This is a genomic window from Vibrio sp. Isolate34 (assembly GCF_022397915.1).
Taxonomy (GTDB): domain Bacteria; phylum Pseudomonadota; class Gammaproteobacteria; order Enterobacterales; family Vibrionaceae; genus Vibrio.
The window spans coordinates 165,121-181,770 of sequence record NZ_JAKEUO010000008.1 but is presented as its reverse complement, the minus strand read 5'-3'; the positions used below and the strand labels follow the sequence as shown (position 1 = coordinate 181,770).

Below are 16,650 nucleotides of genomic sequence, written 5' to 3'. Positions count from 1 at the left end.
AAAACACCAACATGTTGTTGGTGTTTTCGCATACGTGATTAACAGCTTAACAAAGACCTTGCGACTTAACTCATTTTGGGAATAACGGTTATCACTGGAACGCCCAAAATATCTTCAATTTCGCTTTTGCGTTTGATTGAAGAGTCGAAAAGTTCGAACAGGATAGCTAAACCCGCACCTAAACCAATACCAGCAATTAAACCAGCAAGGATGAATACGAATGTCGGCATGTTAGATTTGATGCTCGGCGTAAAGGGTAAATCAATGATCTTCACACGTTTGTTTTCTTCAAATACACCAAGAGATCCCGTTAACTGTGCCATTTCGTAACGCTCAGTCAATTCATCATAAAGTTGGCGTTTGATATTCACATCACGTTGCAATCGGTACATCTCTTTGGCGTTTTCACCAAAGTTATTGGCTTTGTTTTCCAGTTCAAAAATCATAGTGCGAAGGCTTTTTGTTTCTTCATTTAGAGATTCGTATCGTGCTCGAACCAATTGCAGGCTGTGTAATTGCGTGACTAATAAAGGTTTTGTATCTGAAAGGTTATTCAATGTGGTACTACTTGCGATATCCCACAACTGGTCGTTATTCATGCTTGGTTGTTTTAGTTCTAATAACACCTTTCTTTCATTTTCAAGTCGTTCTAACTCGCGAACTTTTGCCTGCACTGCGCTGTGTTGGTCAGTGTATTTGGCTTGTAGCAAAGTCAAAGCGCTACGGATATCGATGATCTGATCTTCTAATCGTCCGATAACAGGGTTCGTTTTTGAAAGTTGTTGGTCTATTGAACCGAGACTTTTTTGTACGCCTGACAACTCAGCTTCTTTTTCAGCCAATGTTTGTTTCAAAGAGGCTAATCGATTCAAACTTTGACTCTGAACTTCTGGAGTTGAATGCACGTTTTCGTTCACATACAACGCGAGAGCCTCTTCTGCTTGAGCAAGTTCAGCGCTTCGTTCATCGATGTGAATTTTAAGGAAACTGCTGGAGTCTTGGATAGAAGAGCGTTCTGGTGCCAACAACTGCTCAATGAAATGTTCACTGACCGAACGCAGCGTTGCCTCCATGCCTACTGGCGTATCTGAACTTAAGCTTATCTTTAGGAAGTCTTTCCCCAGTTGTGTGACAGACAAGCGTTGAGATAAGTCTGTAATGATCTCTTCTTTTTCGATGCTCGGCATCTCTGGCGTTGTGAGTTCAAGTTCTTCAGCAACCGAATAGAGCACATGGCGACTGTGCAATAGGGTGCGAAGTGCACTCATACGGTCTTTCAGCATGGTGGATACCGCAATGTCTTCAAGAAAAGGGTTCATCTTAGCGGTCTCTTGAATCAACATACTGGTGTGCGCATCGTATTTGGTTGGGGCTAACTTACTCACACCAAACCCAATGAAAGGCAGAATAAGAATCGGCACCAAGATAACGTAACGTTGACGCCATGCCGCATTCAAAATAAACAACAGTCGCAATTTTAGGTTATTCATAACAGCTCCAACATCCAATGTACGAAGTTACCGCGGTTTTTCCAGCTATCTTTTTCAACGACAGATATGGGTGAATTGTTCAGGTGGCGCGCATGTTCAAGTGCCCAAATCATTTGGTTTGCACTGCCTACAGTGGTTACGTGCTCTTGATAGGGAACCAGTGCTGGAAACGGTGTAGCTACAATTGGCGTACCTGCTGCTAGGTATTCCATGAGCTTAAGTGGGCTACAAGCTCGAATCTGCTCGTTATCAACGAACGGTAATAAGCTCACATCCCAGTGCTGCGAATAGCTTGGCAGAGTGTGGTGTGGGCGAGGGCCTAAGTAATGCACATTACTCAACTTTGGTAGCATTAGCGTATCAAGCTCGTTTGGGCCAATGAATACAAAGTCCCATTCAGGCGCTGCACTGGCGACGCGTTCTATCATGTCGTAATCGAGCCACTTTGAAAGACTGCCATAGAAACCAGCAATAGGGCGATGGCTGCTTGGTAGATCTACTGCTCGAGGTGCGGGCGTTGAAAAAAGACTCACATCAACACCATGCGGCAAAAGCTGTGTTTTGTCTTCTGGGAACTTAGTCATCAACTTGTCGCTAGCTGCAAAGATGAGATCTGCTTTTTCTATCAGTTCCGATTCATGCTTGGATACCGTGTCATGATCGACACCCGCTAATGCACTAAAATCATCACCACAGTAATAAACTACTGATGACTCGCCTAAGTGCCCACACAAATCAACCGCTGTCGGAAGGGAGGTCCATAGAATTGGCGCTTCAAGTTTGAGTTCAGTAATGATCGGTTTTAACTGATGTAACATCATAAACTTGGCTAGCTTTCTTGAGATTGCGGAGTCTGGTGCGGGTATTGTTTTTAAGTTAACGACTGTAATGTTATCGTGCCCCTTAGAATCAAGCATGTTCTGCGTTACCGCTTTAGTCTTACCAAACAACTTGTTGAACGCTCGTGTTGCATCTTTTGCCGACAGCTTCGGTTGTCTTAAACCAATCGAGTTCACCCATAACACTTTATGACGTAGTGCCAAATGACGCACTAGATGTTGTGTTGATGATGGAAGGCCACCGAAGTCCTCTCCGAATACAATGAGATCACGCATGGTCACCTCCATGAGTTTCTAATGAATCGAATACGTCTGACTCTGTCACTTCTACCGATTTTATCTGTCCTACCACTCGCGCCGGGTTACCCGCAGCAATAGCAAAAGCAGGGATACTTTTCGTTACGACACTGCCTGCAGCAACCACAGCGCCTTCACCAATGGTGACTCCGCCTTTTACCGTAACATTCGTACCTAGCCATACATCTTGTTCAAGAATGATATCGCCGATTTGTTGTGGGTCGTCGCCTTCGCCTTGTGCTCTGCGTTTCGCATCGAGAGGGTGGCCAGAGTAACCAAACAGGAATGCGCCACCTGCAATACGAACGTTATCTGAGATGATTACGCGCTTACCGACTGCAATCGTTGACTGCCAGCCGATGTCGACATTGTTACCAATAGACAACAGTGGGTGCTCTAAACCTTCTAGTGGTTGGGTACATCCAGAAAATGTTGTGTGGCCAGACACTCGACAATCATCGCCGATAGAAATTTGTAGTGGGCCACTCACGAACGGAAGACCGCCATACAGATATAAACGTTTACCACATTGGGCGACTCGTCCTTTGAATGCTGGCGTCCAATAACAAAAGCGCGTAATCCCGCCGATGATGTTCACAATAAGTTTGTGTACTTGGTATAGAGCGCGATTGAAAGTTTGTGGGGTCGGTAATTCTGCGCTTCTGATGTTTTTCAAAATGAAAAACACATTCCGAATTCGAGAATTAGGATGAAACTTAAGCCAATGTTTGAATTGGTGGATAGATGCTGACGTCATAATGAAACTCCTTTTGTATTGTTATACAGGAGTACTTTCATATACTGTGCCATAAACTAATTCATTATTTTTCAATTAGTTAAAGTTTGGCTTTTAGCTTTTCTCATTTTGACAAGCAGTTTGGGATACGTTGGAAACACATACAGTGAGTGCAGCGAGGATGTAAATGGGCCAATTGAAGCCTTGAGTTAGGAAGGTGCCCGACACAATAGTACCGATAAGGCCAGCGTAAACCGCGTAAGCGACAGCGTTAAGTTCCGGTGGCACATGTGTCGTACAGTTTGAAAGCCTTGCGAGAGTGGCGCGAGAGGTTTTGATCAATGAGACAATCAGAATGACAAAAACAATCAGGCCGATGAAGCCCGTTTCGGCCAATACGCCAAACCAAGTACTGTGAACAGCGTGGTTCAGACCGTCCCAATGTGAACTGTAAAAGAAGTAGTTAGAGAAGAAGTTGTTTAGCCCAACGCCGGTTAGCGGGTTGTCTATCGCCATTTTTATCGCCGCTTCCCACGCGTAGATCCTACCCATGGCGGATTCATCGATGCCTTGCTCTGCTGCGCCGCCAGACGCTCGATCGGAGATTCCCGCAACCAAATAGAGCACAACGGCGGCAACTGAACCTAACGAAATCAACAAGACTTTAGAGCGAACTAACTTCCAGGCAAAGATACCAATTACAGCGATGCATCCCAATAATCCACCGCGGCTTTGAGTCGCTATAATTGCTGCAAGCAACAAAATACACACTAAAGCACTGATAATTCGTTTGAAATAGGAAATACCCGGCGTACTCGCTTGGCTGATTGTGAAGGCAAGTGGGAACATCAGCACGAGTGACAGATCGTTCGGGTCGCCGAGCATAGAACCAAAATCTCGTCCTATGGTGACCCTTGAACCTTCAACCAACCCAATACCGTTTATGGAGTTGTAGACCGCAATCGAACTGACTAAGGCTCCGGCGTAGATGATGGTCATCGCCGTTTTCGCCAAATTCTCTGTGGTATTCACGAGCCAAGCAATCGCGAGGGTCATGACAATGATCTTCCAATAAACGCCCGTGAATTCTGCTAATGCGATAGGTCTATTAGAGGCAAAAACAACCCCTATGGTGGTTAAAACCCAGAATATCGCAAGCCAATTGAATGAATGGTGCCAAAAGATCTTCAGTTCTCTACTGACCAGTGAATGCCATAAAAGGGCTGACAGAGCGCCCATCGATAACAGCAGAGGTATTTTAAGCGGATAAAGTTGTGGTAACGCCTCATGAATACGGAAGAAGGAAAACACGACAAACAAAAGTACAAACCAAAACGCTTTGTTGATAACGAAAAGAGCACCCAAAGGTATGAAAGCAAGGACAATCACTACTACTGGGTGAGGGACCAAATACCAAGCAACGCCAATAATCAGGCTCAGGAAAGAGAGCCCGACAATCAACGGTGTTCGATTCACTTGGTCTCGCATTTTATTTTCCTTCACCTAGCTAACTTCCGACTAAATAAAGTAATAGCAAGGTGAATGCCAGATATGTTTTTAATTTAACTAACTGTATTTAATGGCTATTTTAGGAAAGGAAATCGCCTGTTTGAGTGTGATTCAAAATGAGAATCAAATTGGCAGCGGTATGAGTCAAAGATTATTCACAGAGGCATGCGGAGTTTAAGTCGTTAGGTTACCGTAGCACGCCAAGATTTGTGGAATGACAGCTTGAGGGGAGTACTGTTCAATAATCGTGTTTCTTGCCTTTTGGCTCATGACGTTTTTTTCTTGATTAGAAAGGCCAAGCCATTCAATTAAGCATGTTTGCAGTTGTGTTTCGCTTTGTGCGATATAGCCGTTGGTTTGATGTTCAACCAACTGTGGGAGGTTGCCAACGTTTGTTGCAATAACGGGTATTCCACGCGCCATGGCTTCGAGCGCTGCCATGGGTAACCCTTCGTATCTGGATGGAATAACCAAAACATCAATAGTTTGCCATGCTCTGCTCATGTTGGTTTGGTGACCATGAAACGTGAGATTTTTCAAGTTACTGCTTTCTAACGCTTGTCTTTCCGGACCATCACCAAATAGATGAAAATGGTGATCAGGGTTAGCTTGAGCAAGCGTAACAAATCGGTTTGGTGCCTTTTCATGACTTAAGCGACCTACGAATCCAACGTGATAAGTCGAATCTGCAATCTGAGTCTCGTCAGAAACATGAGGTGAGCGTGGACGTTCAGGAATCGCGATGAAATTGTTGAGTAGGGTGGTTTTCGAAGGGAGCTTTTCTTTAATTTTATCGCTTACCACCAATGAATGATCAGAAATCACGCTCGTGTATCGATCTAAAAAGTCATAGAGCCACACTTTTCCAGTTGGAGTTTCGCCTGCGTGATAGGTTGATATTTGACGTGGTTTATCGGAACTACTCGTCGTTAACTTGGCCAGCTTAGCGACAATACTCGCTTTGTAGCCATGAGCATGGATGTGTGATGGTTGGAATTCAGTAATAGCCAGTTTCAGCTGTGACAATGCATTACCCTGACTTGGTGCGATGTCGCTGAGATGACAAAAAGGAAGTTTAAGTTGAGTCAAACGAGTGATGATAGGAGGAAGAGGTTCGAACTTGGTAAGCAGTATCACTCGTGCTTTACATTGATGTTCAATCAAGCCTGATGCTAACTCAATAACATGAGTTTCGATTCCTCCAAAGGTTTGGCTGTCGATTAACAGCCAAATCTCTTGTGGCTCAGGGGTTGTAACCTCCTGAGCTTGAACAGAATGGACTTGGTTAAGCCCTTCAAGGTTAGGCTTGATTGTACTCATCTTCCGATTCCCAAGCCTGTTTCTTACGATAAACCGTAGAAGGACTGAGTTCCAACAACACGGCTGCATTCAACACGTTACCATCGCAATGATTAATAGCATATTGAATGGCTTCACGTTCAATCTGCCACATTGGGCGAATAGCACCTTCGGTGGTTGTAAACGCAGGTGTCATTGGTTCGCTTTGTACTTGAGGTGTCTGTTCCAACTCTTCGGGTGTGATAGGCGGCAGTTTAGTTTCGGCTACAGGAGCAGGGGCATTGACAGCTACTGGCGCGACGTTTCGTATCGGTGTCACACTCTTTGGCTTTGTGCTTTCCGCTTTATTAATTGGCGGAGGCAACATGTCTTTGGTCACGCTTGTTTCATTGTTCAACACCACGATGTTACGGATGATGTTTTGCAATTGACGAACATTACCTGGCCACGTGTAGCGTTTAAGAAGCGCTTGAGTTTCTTTGTCGATAGATTTGAATTTCTTCTTGTCTTGTTTCGCGTACAGCTTCAAGAAGTGATTCGACAGAGTGATAATGTCACCTCCTCTTTCACGAAGCGGTGGCATCTCGATTGGCACAACGTGAACACGATAGTAAAGGTCTTCTCTAAAGCGTCCTTCTTCTACCTCAACCAGTGGATCGCGGTTTGTCGCACAGATAATTCTGACATCAACTTTAATCTCGCGGTTGCCACCGAGTGGAGTAAACGTACCGGTTTGCAAAAATCTAAGGAGCTTCTTTTGCATCTCCAGTTCCATTTCACAAAGCTCATCGAGAAATAGGGTACCGCCATGCGCTTGCATTGCTGCACCTTTACGGTCGGTTGTCGCACCAGTAAACGCTCCTTTGACGTGACCGAAGATTTCACTCTCCATTAGGTCACGAGGAATAGCGCCACAGTTAATGGCAACGAAGGGCTTACCGTTACGTTGACTCTCTTGGTGGATCGCTTCTGCACACACTTCTTTACCCGTACCACTCTCGCCGTTAATAAACACGCTGGCAGTGGTTGGCGCGACAGAATCAATGATCTTGTAGACGGCTTGCATTGGTAAGCACGAACCAATGAAGTTATGAAAACGGTCACGATCGAATTTGGTTTGAATGTCGTCAACAAGGTTTTCGAGCTTAGCTCTACGCAAGTGAAGATTAACCGACGTTTTCAGGCGATCAGCTTGAATGGGTTTTTCTAAAAAGTCTTCCGCACCGCGCTGAATGAGGTCTACGGCGATATTCACAGAGCCGTGCGCCGTTGCGATGATAACAGCTGTTGGAATATCGTTTTCGCTGATCCAGTCTAAAACTTCTTCTCCCGGCATATCGGGCAGTTTCAAATCTAGAATAACTAGCTGTGGAGAATGTCTTTCAATAAATGTTTTGGCCTCCGCACCTGTCTCGACATGAAATATGTCGTAGGGTTCGTCTTTAACGTACTGTTTGTACAGTACGGCGAGGGAGGTGGAGTCTTCAACTAACAATACTTTAGGGCGCATTGTGTATTCCTTTTGAAACTTTATCCTAACCAATCAATAACATAGTGACATGTAACCATCAATACGATTCGAATGTAATTGTTATCTACCGCATGCAATCTCTTAATATCACTTTGTGTTGTGGGAGTGCGCTGTGAATAGATACATGAGCTGTGAGAAAACGATCAGCTGAATCCCACTTCTTTTCGTTCAAGTAGGGCTTTGATTGAGCGGTCTGCAAGTTCGAGCAACTCATCAATTCGAAGAAACGCTTCGTCGTGTTGCTGTTCTAAACATTGTTGCTCTAAAGCACGTGATAACTCGCCCAATGGACGGTTACCTAACGAAAGCGCAGTGCTGCCGAGAGTATGTACTTCAAATTCGAGTGTTTGAGCGTCTCGATTGCTTGTTGCTTCTCTGATCGCCACTAAGCGAGTTTGTGATTCTGCCACGTAATGGTCGATTAATATGGGGATGATGTCCGCACTGGTGTCTCGAATCATTTGCTCCAGAACGCTTTCATCAACAAGCTCGAGGTCTACTTGGTTAGTTACATTTTGAGGTGTGTCTGACGTTAAAGTCGAATTCATCAAACGAAGTCCTTTTGTTAAGTCGTAATCCAATACGTCTGCTTGAGCTTAATATCCATAGGTACTATTAAGTTTTAGTCATTTTCTAGAATAATTTCAACTGCTTGCCTTAAAAACTATCGCATATAATCGTGTTGAGGGGCGTTGTATTACGCTCAAGCTATGGATGTAACGAGTTGATTTCATGTGTATTTACTTATGAAATATGCACTTAAGTGTCTAGCTGGCGACTTGTACAGAGGGCCGGTATAAGGTAAAGGTTGAACAAAACAAAAGGCCGCTGCATCAAATCAATACAGTGGCCTAGGTTAAGTTTGTGAGTAGTACCTTGTTAAGCTAAGAATTGAATCTAGGCTAATTAATTAACATAGCCTGTAAGCTAAGAAGCTTTACCAATCTTTGGCTTTGGGGAAGGTTCTACATCTTCCTCGCTATTTTCAGAGAAGATATCTGCTACAGCACTTCTCTCAAGTTCACCTTTAAGATTACCTTCCTCATCGACAACAGGAAGAGAGTAGTCACAAGACATGGTGTCTGGCAGTACCTCTTCAATCACCGCATCAGGCAGAACTGCTGGCACTTCTTCATATATCTCATCGCTGAAGTCGTGCACCGTTGAATCTTCTACCGCATCTTGCAGGCTCTCTTTGGTCACAAGCCCTTGATAACCATCATCAGTTACGTGGTATGCGTAATCGTGCTTAAGCATCTTCATTTGCGCTAGCGCGCCTTCAATGGTTTCTGATGTGATTCGGTATAGAGGAGGTTGCATCACTGTTTCTACAGTCAATGCTCGCGCACGGTTAACGTCTTTCACGAACGCTTCCACGTAATCATCGGCAGGGTTCAAAAGAATCTCATGTGGTGTGCCTTGTTGTACTAACTCACCGTCTTTAAGGATTGCGATTCGGTCACCTAAACGCAGAGCTTCGTCCAAGTCATGGGTGATAAAAACAATCGTCTTATGAAGCTTTTCTTGAAGCTCGATAAGTTGGTCCTGCATTTCGCTACGAATCAAAGGGTCGAGAGCCGAGAAGGCTTCATCCATCAGCAAGATTTCAGCGTTGGTACACAGAGCGCGTGATAAGCCGACACGTTGTTGTTGACCACCAGAAAGTTGAGCAGGGTACTGATTACCGTAACCTTTCAACCCCACAGTCTCTAACCACTCGTTGGCTTTCGCTAAACGCTCTTCTTTCTTGATGCCTTGAACTTCCAATCCGTATGCAACGTTTTCGACCACAGTTCGGTGAGGCATTAGGCCAAAGCGCTGGAATACCATCGACATTTTATGACGGCGGAACTCTTCCAGTTCTTTAGTGTTGAGGCTCATGACATCAATGCCTTCAACTGTGATCTTACCTTCAGTTGGGTCAATCAAACGGTTGAAGTGTCGAATCAAAGTCGACTTACCAGAACCTGAAAGGCCCATGATAACGAATATTTCACCACGATTGATTTCAAGGTTAATCTCTTTCAAGCCAACCGTATGGCCAGTATCTGCAAGAATCTCGTCTTTGTGTTCACCGTTCTTAACTCGGTTCATCACCGACTGTGGCTTAGGGCCAAACACTTTAAACAGGCCACTAATTTCGATTAATGGTTTAGTCATGTTTGAATCCTCCTAGGTGCGCATTGGTTCGTTGCGCATAAGCCTGTGAAGCTCGATCAAATAGGATCGCAAGTGCCACGATGGCAAAACCGTTCATCAAGCCCAAAGTGAAGTATTGGTTGGTTATGGACTTAAGAACCGGTTGGCCCAAGCCCTTAACACCAATCATAGATGCAATGACCACCATCGACAGTGCCATCATGATAGTTTGGTTGATGCCCGCCATAATCGTTGGCATGGCTAGCGGTAATTGAACACCCCACAAACGCTGTTTCTTGCTTGCACCGAATGCGGTTGCCGCTTCTAACACTTCTTTATCAACCAAGCGGATACCTAAGTTAGTTAGGCGAATTACAGGAGGGATTGCGTAGATGACTACCGCGATTAGGCCTGGGATTTTACCAATACCAAGCAGCATAACCACTGGGATCAAGTAAACGAATGCAGGCATGGTCTGCATGATATCGAGTAACGGGGTCACGACGGATTGCACACGATTAGAACGTGCCATCGCAATGCCAATCGGGATACCGAGGAAAATCGAGACTAAGGTACACACAGTGATGATACTCAGTGTCCGCATGGTATCTTCCCACATTCCAAAGTAACCAATGAGAAGTAGTGAAACGACACAACCTAATGCCAGTTTCCATGATCGGCTCGCGGCGTACACCAATGCGGTACACACACCAAGAACGATCAGCCATGGAGTAGAAATGAGGAGTTTTTCAAACCAAACAAGGAAAGAGAGAAGAGGGTCAAATAATGATTCAATCGTTTCGCCGTATTCACGGGAAAATTCACGGTAAGCACCATCTAGTGCTTTTTTTATTGCTCGTAAATCAGAGCGTTCCATCTCTGGAAAGCTTGATAACCAATTGCTGTCGGCCATTTTATATCCTTATAGTTCGGAGTAACCTGTCCTTACCATTCGTTGAATATGAGTAAGAACAAGGTTCCGAATTATGAATAACATCAAGTATAGCGACGTTATTTCCGTTTTAGTGAAGTCTAGTTTTTGCTGAAATATAGCTAGTTTTAAAATCTAGCAATTACAGCTCAGCTTCGATTTTCTTAGCGACTTCGTCTGAAACCCATGGGTGCCATACTTCTGGGTATTCGCTTAAGAAATGTATACTCGCTTCTTCACCATCGGCTTGGTTGTCTTCCATCCAAGCAAGCAGCGAGTTCATTTTGTCGTTGGTAAAACCACGTTTAGTAAAGTAGTCATACGCTTCAGGTGCACGTGACGCAAAGCTTTCAGTGGTAATAGTGTGAACCGGTGAAGGCGGGTACATGGTCGCTTTTGGTGATTCACAGCCTTCTTGAGTTGTACAGTTGATGAACTCTTCTTTATCAACGCCACTGCCAAAGTCAACTTTCACCATGTCGTACTTACCAAGAACCGCAGTCGGTGCCCAGTAGTAACCAAACCAAGCTTCTTCACGTTCGTAAGCTTTCGCGATAGAACCAGATAAACCGGCACTCGAGCCTGGGTCAACAATAGTAAAGCCACTGTCTTCTAGGTTAAGTGCGTCAAACAAGTTAGCGGCACTGATTTGACAGTTCCAACCTGCTGGGCAGCTGTAAAATGCGGATGTATCTGGGTCTTCAGGGTGCTTAAACAAAGATGCGTTTTTACGTACACCTTCAATAGTTGCCATTTCTGGGTTTTGTTTAACGAGGTAGGCTGGAACCCAAAAACCTTCTTCACCACCATTCACAAGTGCTTTACCTGCGTAGCGAAGACGTTTTTCTTCAACACCTTTATCAAGGGCATCTTTTAGGCTGTTACTCCAAAGTTCTGGTGCAACATCCGGTTGGCCTTTCTCAATCATCGACGTGCCGGTTGGCATTGTGTCGCCAGGGATAAGTTCAGCATCACAACCGTATCCGTGTTCTAGGATAAATTGGTCAATGTTGGCGATTAAAGTTGCAGAGTTCCAGTTCATGTCTGCGATTGTTACGCTGCCACATTCTCCAGCGTTAGCATGACCACTGGCTGCTGCAACTAACAAAAATACGGAGCTTAACTTGTATTTCATATTGAGTTTCCTTTCTCTTTAATAATACAACCAAGCTAATCAAGGTCTGTTGATTAACTAAATTGCTCGATGGTGATCCTTTCCGTGTATTTGAACCATTTGAGCAGAAGGAGGGACGACGGGAGTATGAGTAGCTAAACCAACAAAGCATAAAGTGTGATTTGCTTGATTTATCCACTGTGTTTCACAGCCATCGGATAACTTTGTCAAACTATTACAAATTCGTCAAAAACCACCTCTATTTATAATCTTAGGGAATAATCGTACGAATTCCATCTTTGATGCGATTTACATGGCGCTTTAACAGTCTGTGTCACATTACCGCGAAAGTTAGGCTTGGGCTGTTGATCTTTGAAGGGAGTTGAAGGTGGTAAGACCATAGTTGGCGTGTGTGAAATGCGTTGAATGTTCTTAAAAATCTTATTTTTAGCATTAATTTCGTCAAAAATAACAAACTAAGATTTATTCAGACAGAGCGGGAATTGCTTCTAAAGCCAATCAGAGTGGAGGCTGTCATTTTTAAAATGACAGCTGCCATACCTTATAGGGGATGCTACATAGGTAGATTCAAAAACTCATTTTGATAAAGCTTGTTGGCTAGGCGGTCACGAAGCTTAGACGGCAGAAACTTCATTCGATTAATTTGTCGAATCAGCTCTTGAGCGAAGCTTGGGTTGCTCTTCATGTTCATCACACAACCCATCAGTGAAATGCTTTGTGCATCGAGAAGCTTCTTAGCTTGCTCTAGGTGATGACTCGACGTTTCACCATAAGCAACGACAATTAACGCACAATCACACGCGCTCGCCACAGATTGAGCAGGAATATTACCTTTGTTGATATTAAGTAGTGGCGACGTATCAATGACGACACGGTCGTATTTACTTAACCACTGGGTCACCGCTTTTTTAAGCGTCGCTGGATCTTTGTAAGCTAACTGAGTTGATGTAACTTGTGGAGCAGGGACACCAATAAACGTTCGTTGAGATTCTACGTGCTCAATAAGCTGCGCTGTGTGTTCTTCTTCAAGCATATGCAAGTTCTTAAACGCAGAGTTGAAAAGGTTGAGGTCAACATACAAGGTAGAGTGACCCGCTAACAAGAAGCGTTCGGCTAATGCTGTTGCGATAGATGTTACGCCGTCACCTGAATGGCAAGCCGTCACACAGATTGAGCGTTGCCCATTCAGTTCAGAAGCTAAGTACAGTTGTTCAACTTCGGCATGCGTTGCTGAAATAGTCATCATAATGCTCCTATTAACACGATGGTGGTCGTAATACGCAGGATGTCATCTAAGCCTACGCGGGCTTTCTCTATAAAGCTTTCGCGACGGTCTGGGATGTAAATCGTATCACCTGCACGTAACACTGGTAGGTTGTAGATGTTCGCCGTTTTACTGAACTCTACAAGGTCGAAGGTTCGAGCTTGGCCTTGGCAACAAGACATGTTCACAATAGTAATTTTCTCTACGTAAGCATTGTCAGTAGGGCCTGCAGCCTCTGCCAAGATATCTAAGATGGTCATGTTGTCGTTAAACACGTAACGACCCGGGTTGTTGATTGCACCCAGTACTCGAACCGTTTCTTCTTTCGGTGTATCTAACCAGTTTTTGCCTTTCTCAGGAATGTAGATGGTGTCGCCAGTGGTAACGTTTGGCAGCAATGATTCATCACCCGTTTCGAAGTACAGTGATAGGTTTAGTTTACTGACTTGAGAGTAGGTTTTATCACGGTGTGTCACACGAACATTGTGTATGTCGGCATCTTTAGTTGGGCCATCGGCTGCTGACAAGATATCTAGAAAGTGCATATCTTTGGTGAAACGGTAGCGACCAGGTGCATTCACTTGTCCGAAGATGTAAATCGAAGCATCAGAGCTTTGACGAACCCATTGTGATTTATTGTCTGAAGGATCTTGTGGTAAGTCGTGAACACGCACAATAGAACCCGCGCGAATTTGAGGCATTTGGTCTCGTGGTGCACCATTACGGATAAAATCATCTAGGTTAAACACAACTAATTTTCTACCCGTCACAACTTCAATTTTCGAGGTGTCAGCACGTAGCGTAGGGCCACCAACGTGAGCCAATAGTCCCATGAAGTTCATTTCATCTGACCATTCAATACGGCCAGGTCGGTTTACCTCACCAATAACATTAACCGCTCTGTCTGGGGTAATCTTCAACCAAGACTTCTCATTCATGTCGGTTTTCTCAGGAACGAAAATCGCGTCACCCGCTTTTATGCTCGGTGGGTTAGAGTTCGGTAGGCCTTCTGTGTAAGCCGCTAAGTCAAACTTAAGCACTCTGCCATCCGCTTTAATTACTCGGATTTGTCGTGACTCTGCGAATCGAGTTGGGCCGCCTGCGTTCGCAAGGATGTCCATGAAGGTCGCATCGCGTTTGCCTTCGAAAGCGCCGGGAGCAGCAACTTCACCCATTACGTAAACCATGTTCGCCCCCGATTTAATCTCTTCTTCTTGTTTCGGAACAAAAATGGTTGAGCCGGGTTGCAGAGTTGGCAACAAGCTTTCATCGCCAGAATCCAGGTAGCGCTTAAGGTTGAACAGAGTGGGTGTGTTGTTCGAAATGACGCGAATTTGCTCGACACTGGCATAACGGGTTACGCCTCCAGAGCGCATCAGCACATCAACTAGGTCAGTGTTTTCTTTGTAAGTAAACGAGCCGGGTGCGTTCACCTCACCAAACACCTTGATGGCGTTGCGAGAATCGGCACTGTCACCAGAGTTAGCAAGTTTTGCTGCATCAAACTCTTGCTCGATGTTGCCTACTAGTGGAGACGCTGGAACAAACAGAGAGTCTAACGATTGCAGGGTCGGTAGGTTAGCTTCGTCACCGGAATCTAGAAAACGTTTGTAGTTGAACTCTTTTTTGTCGGCACCACGTTTTAAGATCAGCTTGTCGAGTTGTGCCCCCGGACGTAAACCGCCAGCCGCATACAACGCCATTTGGATACTAGAACCTAACGCAAGCGTGTATTCGCCTGGCTGTTGTACATAACCTTGAACATAAATGATGATTTGCTGCTCTTTCACATATACAGATGCACTCGACAGATCTTTATAAGCCGTAGCCAGAGCCTCTAGGACAACTTTGTTTAGCTGCTCAGTATCGTACCCCGCAACGAATACTGTCCCCACTTCTGGAAGAGTGATACGTCCACGTTTATCGACTTGAAAGCCAGTGTTTAGGCTGCTTTCGCCGGGTAAATTGACTTGTATAAGGTCACCGACTTGCACAGCATCTGAAAACTCATCATTAGCTTGAACGAAGTGCACGAAGAAAAGAGAGACTGTGATGAAAAAAGTAATTAGTGTTTTCATAGTGCACCTCCCATCTTCGCTGCGTTCTTAGGCGAGATAATTTCAATGCTCACTCGGCGGTTAGTTAGTAGGGTACCTGCGGTTTCACCTTCAAAAAGCGGTACTGTTTCACCCACAGACACAGCCTTGATTCGTTGTGGGCTAAGGCCAAAGATGGTTAGGTAACGTTCGACCTGCTTTGCTCGCCCAAGTGCTAGCTTATCGTTGTACTCTTCAGTGCCAGTCGCATCTGCGTGTCCGGTTACAATTAAGTCTAACGATTTGTTTTCTTTTAGAATGTAAGACGCTTCAGCCAGTTTCCCCATGTACTTAGGATTCACTTCGGTAGAGTCTTGCGCAAATTGGTTATCAACATTTAACAGGTCATACAGCTGTTCAATCACAGACAACTGCATACGGAATTGGTTTTCATTTTTTGGCGGTTCACAGCGTGCTTGCGACGTAACATAGTCGAGTTGGACTTCAAGTTCGTTAAGACGTTTTCTTTGGATAACAAGGTCGTTGGCTGCATCCAATAACAAACCGCCTTGCAGTTCTCGTGCGATTCGGTTTTGTTTTTGAATGGCTTGAACAACAGCAGCGGGGAAGCACCAGCGTGCTCCTTCTTGGATTAAGGCATCTAAATGCAGTTTTGCTAGTTGCCAATCAAAACGCAGTCCGTGTTCAGGACCAAGCGGCTCATCGGGCATGACAGGAGAGAAGTCTGAGTTTTGGTAGTTGATAGAATCGTAACTTTCAGCCATTCCCCCTGTACCTTGTTCCGGGTAACTCGTGCAACCTAGAACTAGGACAGACAGAGAAAGGGCTATATAGTTTTTAATTTTTTTCATGCCAACGTCCTTTGTTTTTCTTTTTATTATTATTTTTACTTACTTCTAGCTTAGTGGATCTTCATGAATTGGTAGGATTTTTTGAGTTAACAGGGATAGCGTGGCCAATACGCAGCAGATTCATAATCTCTAATGGCTGACCTGATACATTTTCCAAGCGCATGTTTCTTTCACGTTCAGTTAGGCGTTTGAACATATAAACAATGGCGCCTATGCCTGAAGAGTCTAAAAACTGCACTTTACGGAAGTCCACTTCAATCTCTTTGTGACCATAATTTGAAATCACATCATCAATATCTGTCTGTGCGTGGCGGCTGCCAGCTGCGTCTAAGTCACCGAAAATAGAAAGAGTCAGCGTTGTTGTGTTTAGCTCAATTTTGCGTAATTCCATAATGATATCTCCTTGAATGCATGATTTTACAATTGCACTGAATGTGCCAACTTTTATGTTGTTTATTTTCAATAAGTTAGAGTTTTAGCTTAGAAGGGTGTCATATTGAGAAACGCCACTTCTCAATATGAGAATTAAAAATGAATGAATTTTTGAGAGTCACAATTGATTGACATTGCGA

General features: G+C 44.5%; 14 protein-coding genes. All 14 read right to left on the bottom strand.

Annotated elements, in window-relative coordinates; translation table 11 throughout:
* Positions 1–65: 65 nt before the first annotated feature.
* Positions 66–1,490 carry a chain-length determining protein gene (locus tag L1D22_RS11225; protein WP_239829828.1) on the bottom strand — a complete coding sequence of 475 codons (1,425 nt, stop codon included), beginning with the start codon at positions 1,488–1,490 and terminating at the stop codon, positions 66–68.
* On the bottom strand, positions 1,487–2,605 hold the full coding sequence (locus L1D22_RS11220; protein ID WP_239829827.1) for a glycosyltransferase: 1,119 nt from the start codon (positions 2,603–2,605) through the stop codon (positions 1,487–1,489). The genes L1D22_RS11225 and L1D22_RS11220 overlap by 4 nt, the downstream gene beginning before the upstream one ends.
* Positions 2,598–3,383, bottom strand: a complete 786-nt coding sequence (locus tag L1D22_RS11215) for an acyltransferase (RefSeq protein WP_239829826.1) — start codon at positions 3,381–3,383, stop codon at positions 2,598–2,600. The genes L1D22_RS11220 and L1D22_RS11215 overlap by 8 nt, the downstream gene beginning before the upstream one ends.
* 93 nt (positions 3,384–3,476) lie before the next feature.
* Positions 3,477–4,850 (bottom strand): O-antigen ligase family protein, encoded by a 1,374-nt coding sequence (locus L1D22_RS11210; protein WP_239829825.1) that lies wholly within the window; start codon positions 4,848–4,850, stop codon positions 3,477–3,479.
* A gap of 195 nt (positions 4,851–5,045) precedes the next feature.
* Positions 5,046–6,191: a glycosyltransferase family 4 protein gene (locus L1D22_RS11205; RefSeq protein WP_239829824.1), complete on the bottom strand. Its 1,146-nt coding sequence runs from the start codon at positions 6,189–6,191 to the stop codon at positions 5,046–5,048.
* Positions 6,172–7,680: a sigma-54 dependent transcriptional regulator gene (locus L1D22_RS11200; protein ID WP_239829823.1), complete on the bottom strand. Its 1,509-nt coding sequence runs from the start codon at positions 7,678–7,680 to the stop codon at positions 6,172–6,174. Before L1D22_RS11200 ends, L1D22_RS11205 begins: the two co-directional genes overlap by 20 nt.
* A 164-nt stretch (positions 7,681–7,844) precedes the next feature.
* Entirely contained in the window at positions 7,845–8,249 is a 405-nt protein-coding gene (locus tag L1D22_RS11195) for an Hpt domain-containing protein (protein ID WP_239829822.1), read from the bottom strand.
* Between the two features lie 379 nt (positions 8,250–8,628).
* Positions 8,629–9,861 carry a glycine betaine/L-proline ABC transporter ATP-binding protein gene (locus L1D22_RS11190; RefSeq protein WP_239829821.1) on the bottom strand — a complete coding sequence of 411 codons (1,233 nt, stop codon included), beginning with the start codon at positions 9,859–9,861 and terminating at the stop codon, positions 8,629–8,631.
* The gene (locus L1D22_RS11185) at positions 9,854–10,753 is read right to left on the bottom strand and encodes a proline/glycine betaine ABC transporter permease (RefSeq protein ID WP_239829820.1); all 900 of its coding nucleotides are present in this window, start codon (positions 10,751–10,753) and stop codon (positions 9,854–9,856) included. The genes L1D22_RS11190 and L1D22_RS11185 overlap by 8 nt, the downstream gene beginning before the upstream one ends.
* Before the next feature lie 160 nt (positions 10,754–10,913).
* Positions 10,914–11,906, bottom strand: a complete 993-nt coding sequence (locus L1D22_RS11180) for an ABC transporter substrate-binding protein (protein ID WP_239829819.1) — start codon at positions 11,904–11,906, stop codon at positions 10,914–10,916.
* A 553-nt stretch (positions 11,907–12,459) separates the two neighbouring features.
* On the bottom strand, positions 12,460–13,149 hold the full coding sequence (locus L1D22_RS11175; RefSeq protein WP_239829851.1) for a chromosome partitioning protein ParA: 690 nt from the start codon (positions 13,147–13,149) through the stop codon (positions 12,460–12,462).
* Positions 13,149–15,248 (bottom strand): SLBB domain-containing protein, encoded by a 2,100-nt coding sequence (locus L1D22_RS11170; protein WP_239829818.1) that lies wholly within the window; start codon positions 15,246–15,248, stop codon positions 13,149–13,151. Before L1D22_RS11170 ends, L1D22_RS11175 begins: the two co-directional genes overlap by 1 nt.
* Positions 15,245–16,078: an OmpA family protein gene (locus tag L1D22_RS11165; protein ID WP_239829817.1), complete on the bottom strand. Its 834-nt coding sequence runs from the start codon at positions 16,076–16,078 to the stop codon at positions 15,245–15,247. The genes L1D22_RS11170 and L1D22_RS11165 overlap by 4 nt, the downstream gene beginning before the upstream one ends.
* Before the next feature lie 61 nt (positions 16,079–16,139).
* On the bottom strand, positions 16,140–16,469 hold the full coding sequence (locus tag L1D22_RS11160; RefSeq protein WP_239829816.1) for an STAS domain-containing protein: 330 nt from the start codon (positions 16,467–16,469) through the stop codon (positions 16,140–16,142).
* Positions 16,470–16,650: the final 181 nt, after the last annotated feature.

Coding starts and splice junctions, on each gene's coding strand:
- L1D22_RS11195 (WP_239829822.1), bottom strand. CDS start 8,249: ATGAATTCGACTTTAACGTCAGACACACCTCAAAATGTAACTAACCAA.
- L1D22_RS11210 (WP_239829825.1), bottom strand. CDS start 4,850: ATGCGAGACCAAGTGAATCGAACACCGTTGATTGTCGGGCTCTCTTTC.
- L1D22_RS11215 (WP_239829826.1), bottom strand. CDS start 3,383: ATGACGTCAGCATCTATCCACCAATTCAAACATTGGCTTAAGTTTCAT.
- L1D22_RS11175 (WP_239829851.1), bottom strand. CDS start 13,149: ATGACTATTTCAGCAACGCATGCCGAAGTTGAACAACTGTACTTAGCT.
- L1D22_RS11170 (WP_239829818.1), bottom strand. CDS start 15,248: ATGAAAACACTAATTACTTTTTTCATCACAGTCTCTCTTTTCTTCGTG.
- L1D22_RS11205 (WP_239829824.1), bottom strand. CDS start 6,191: ATGAGTACAATCAAGCCTAACCTTGAAGGGCTTAACCAAGTCCATTCT.
- L1D22_RS11185 (WP_239829820.1), bottom strand. CDS start 10,753: ATGGCCGACAGCAATTGGTTATCAAGCTTTCCAGAGATGGAACGCTCT.
- L1D22_RS11200 (WP_239829823.1), bottom strand. CDS start 7,680: ATGCGCCCTAAAGTATTGTTAGTTGAAGACTCCACCTCCCTCGCCGTA.
- L1D22_RS11165 (WP_239829817.1), bottom strand. CDS start 16,078: ATGAAAAAAATTAAAAACTATATAGCCCTTTCTCTGTCTGTCCTAGTT.
- L1D22_RS11180 (WP_239829819.1), bottom strand. CDS start 11,906: ATGAAATACAAGTTAAGCTCCGTATTTTTGTTAGTTGCAGCAGCCAGT.
- L1D22_RS11225 (WP_239829828.1), bottom strand. CDS start 1,490: ATGAATAACCTAAAATTGCGACTGTTGTTTATTTTGAATGCGGCATGG.
- L1D22_RS11160 (WP_239829816.1), bottom strand. CDS start 16,469: ATGGAATTACGCAAAATTGAGCTAAACACAACAACGCTGACTCTTTCT.
- L1D22_RS11190 (WP_239829821.1), bottom strand. CDS start 9,861: ATGACTAAACCATTAATCGAAATTAGTGGCCTGTTTAAAGTGTTTGGC.
- L1D22_RS11220 (WP_239829827.1), bottom strand. CDS start 2,605: ATGCGTGATCTCATTGTATTCGGAGAGGACTTCGGTGGCCTTCCATCA.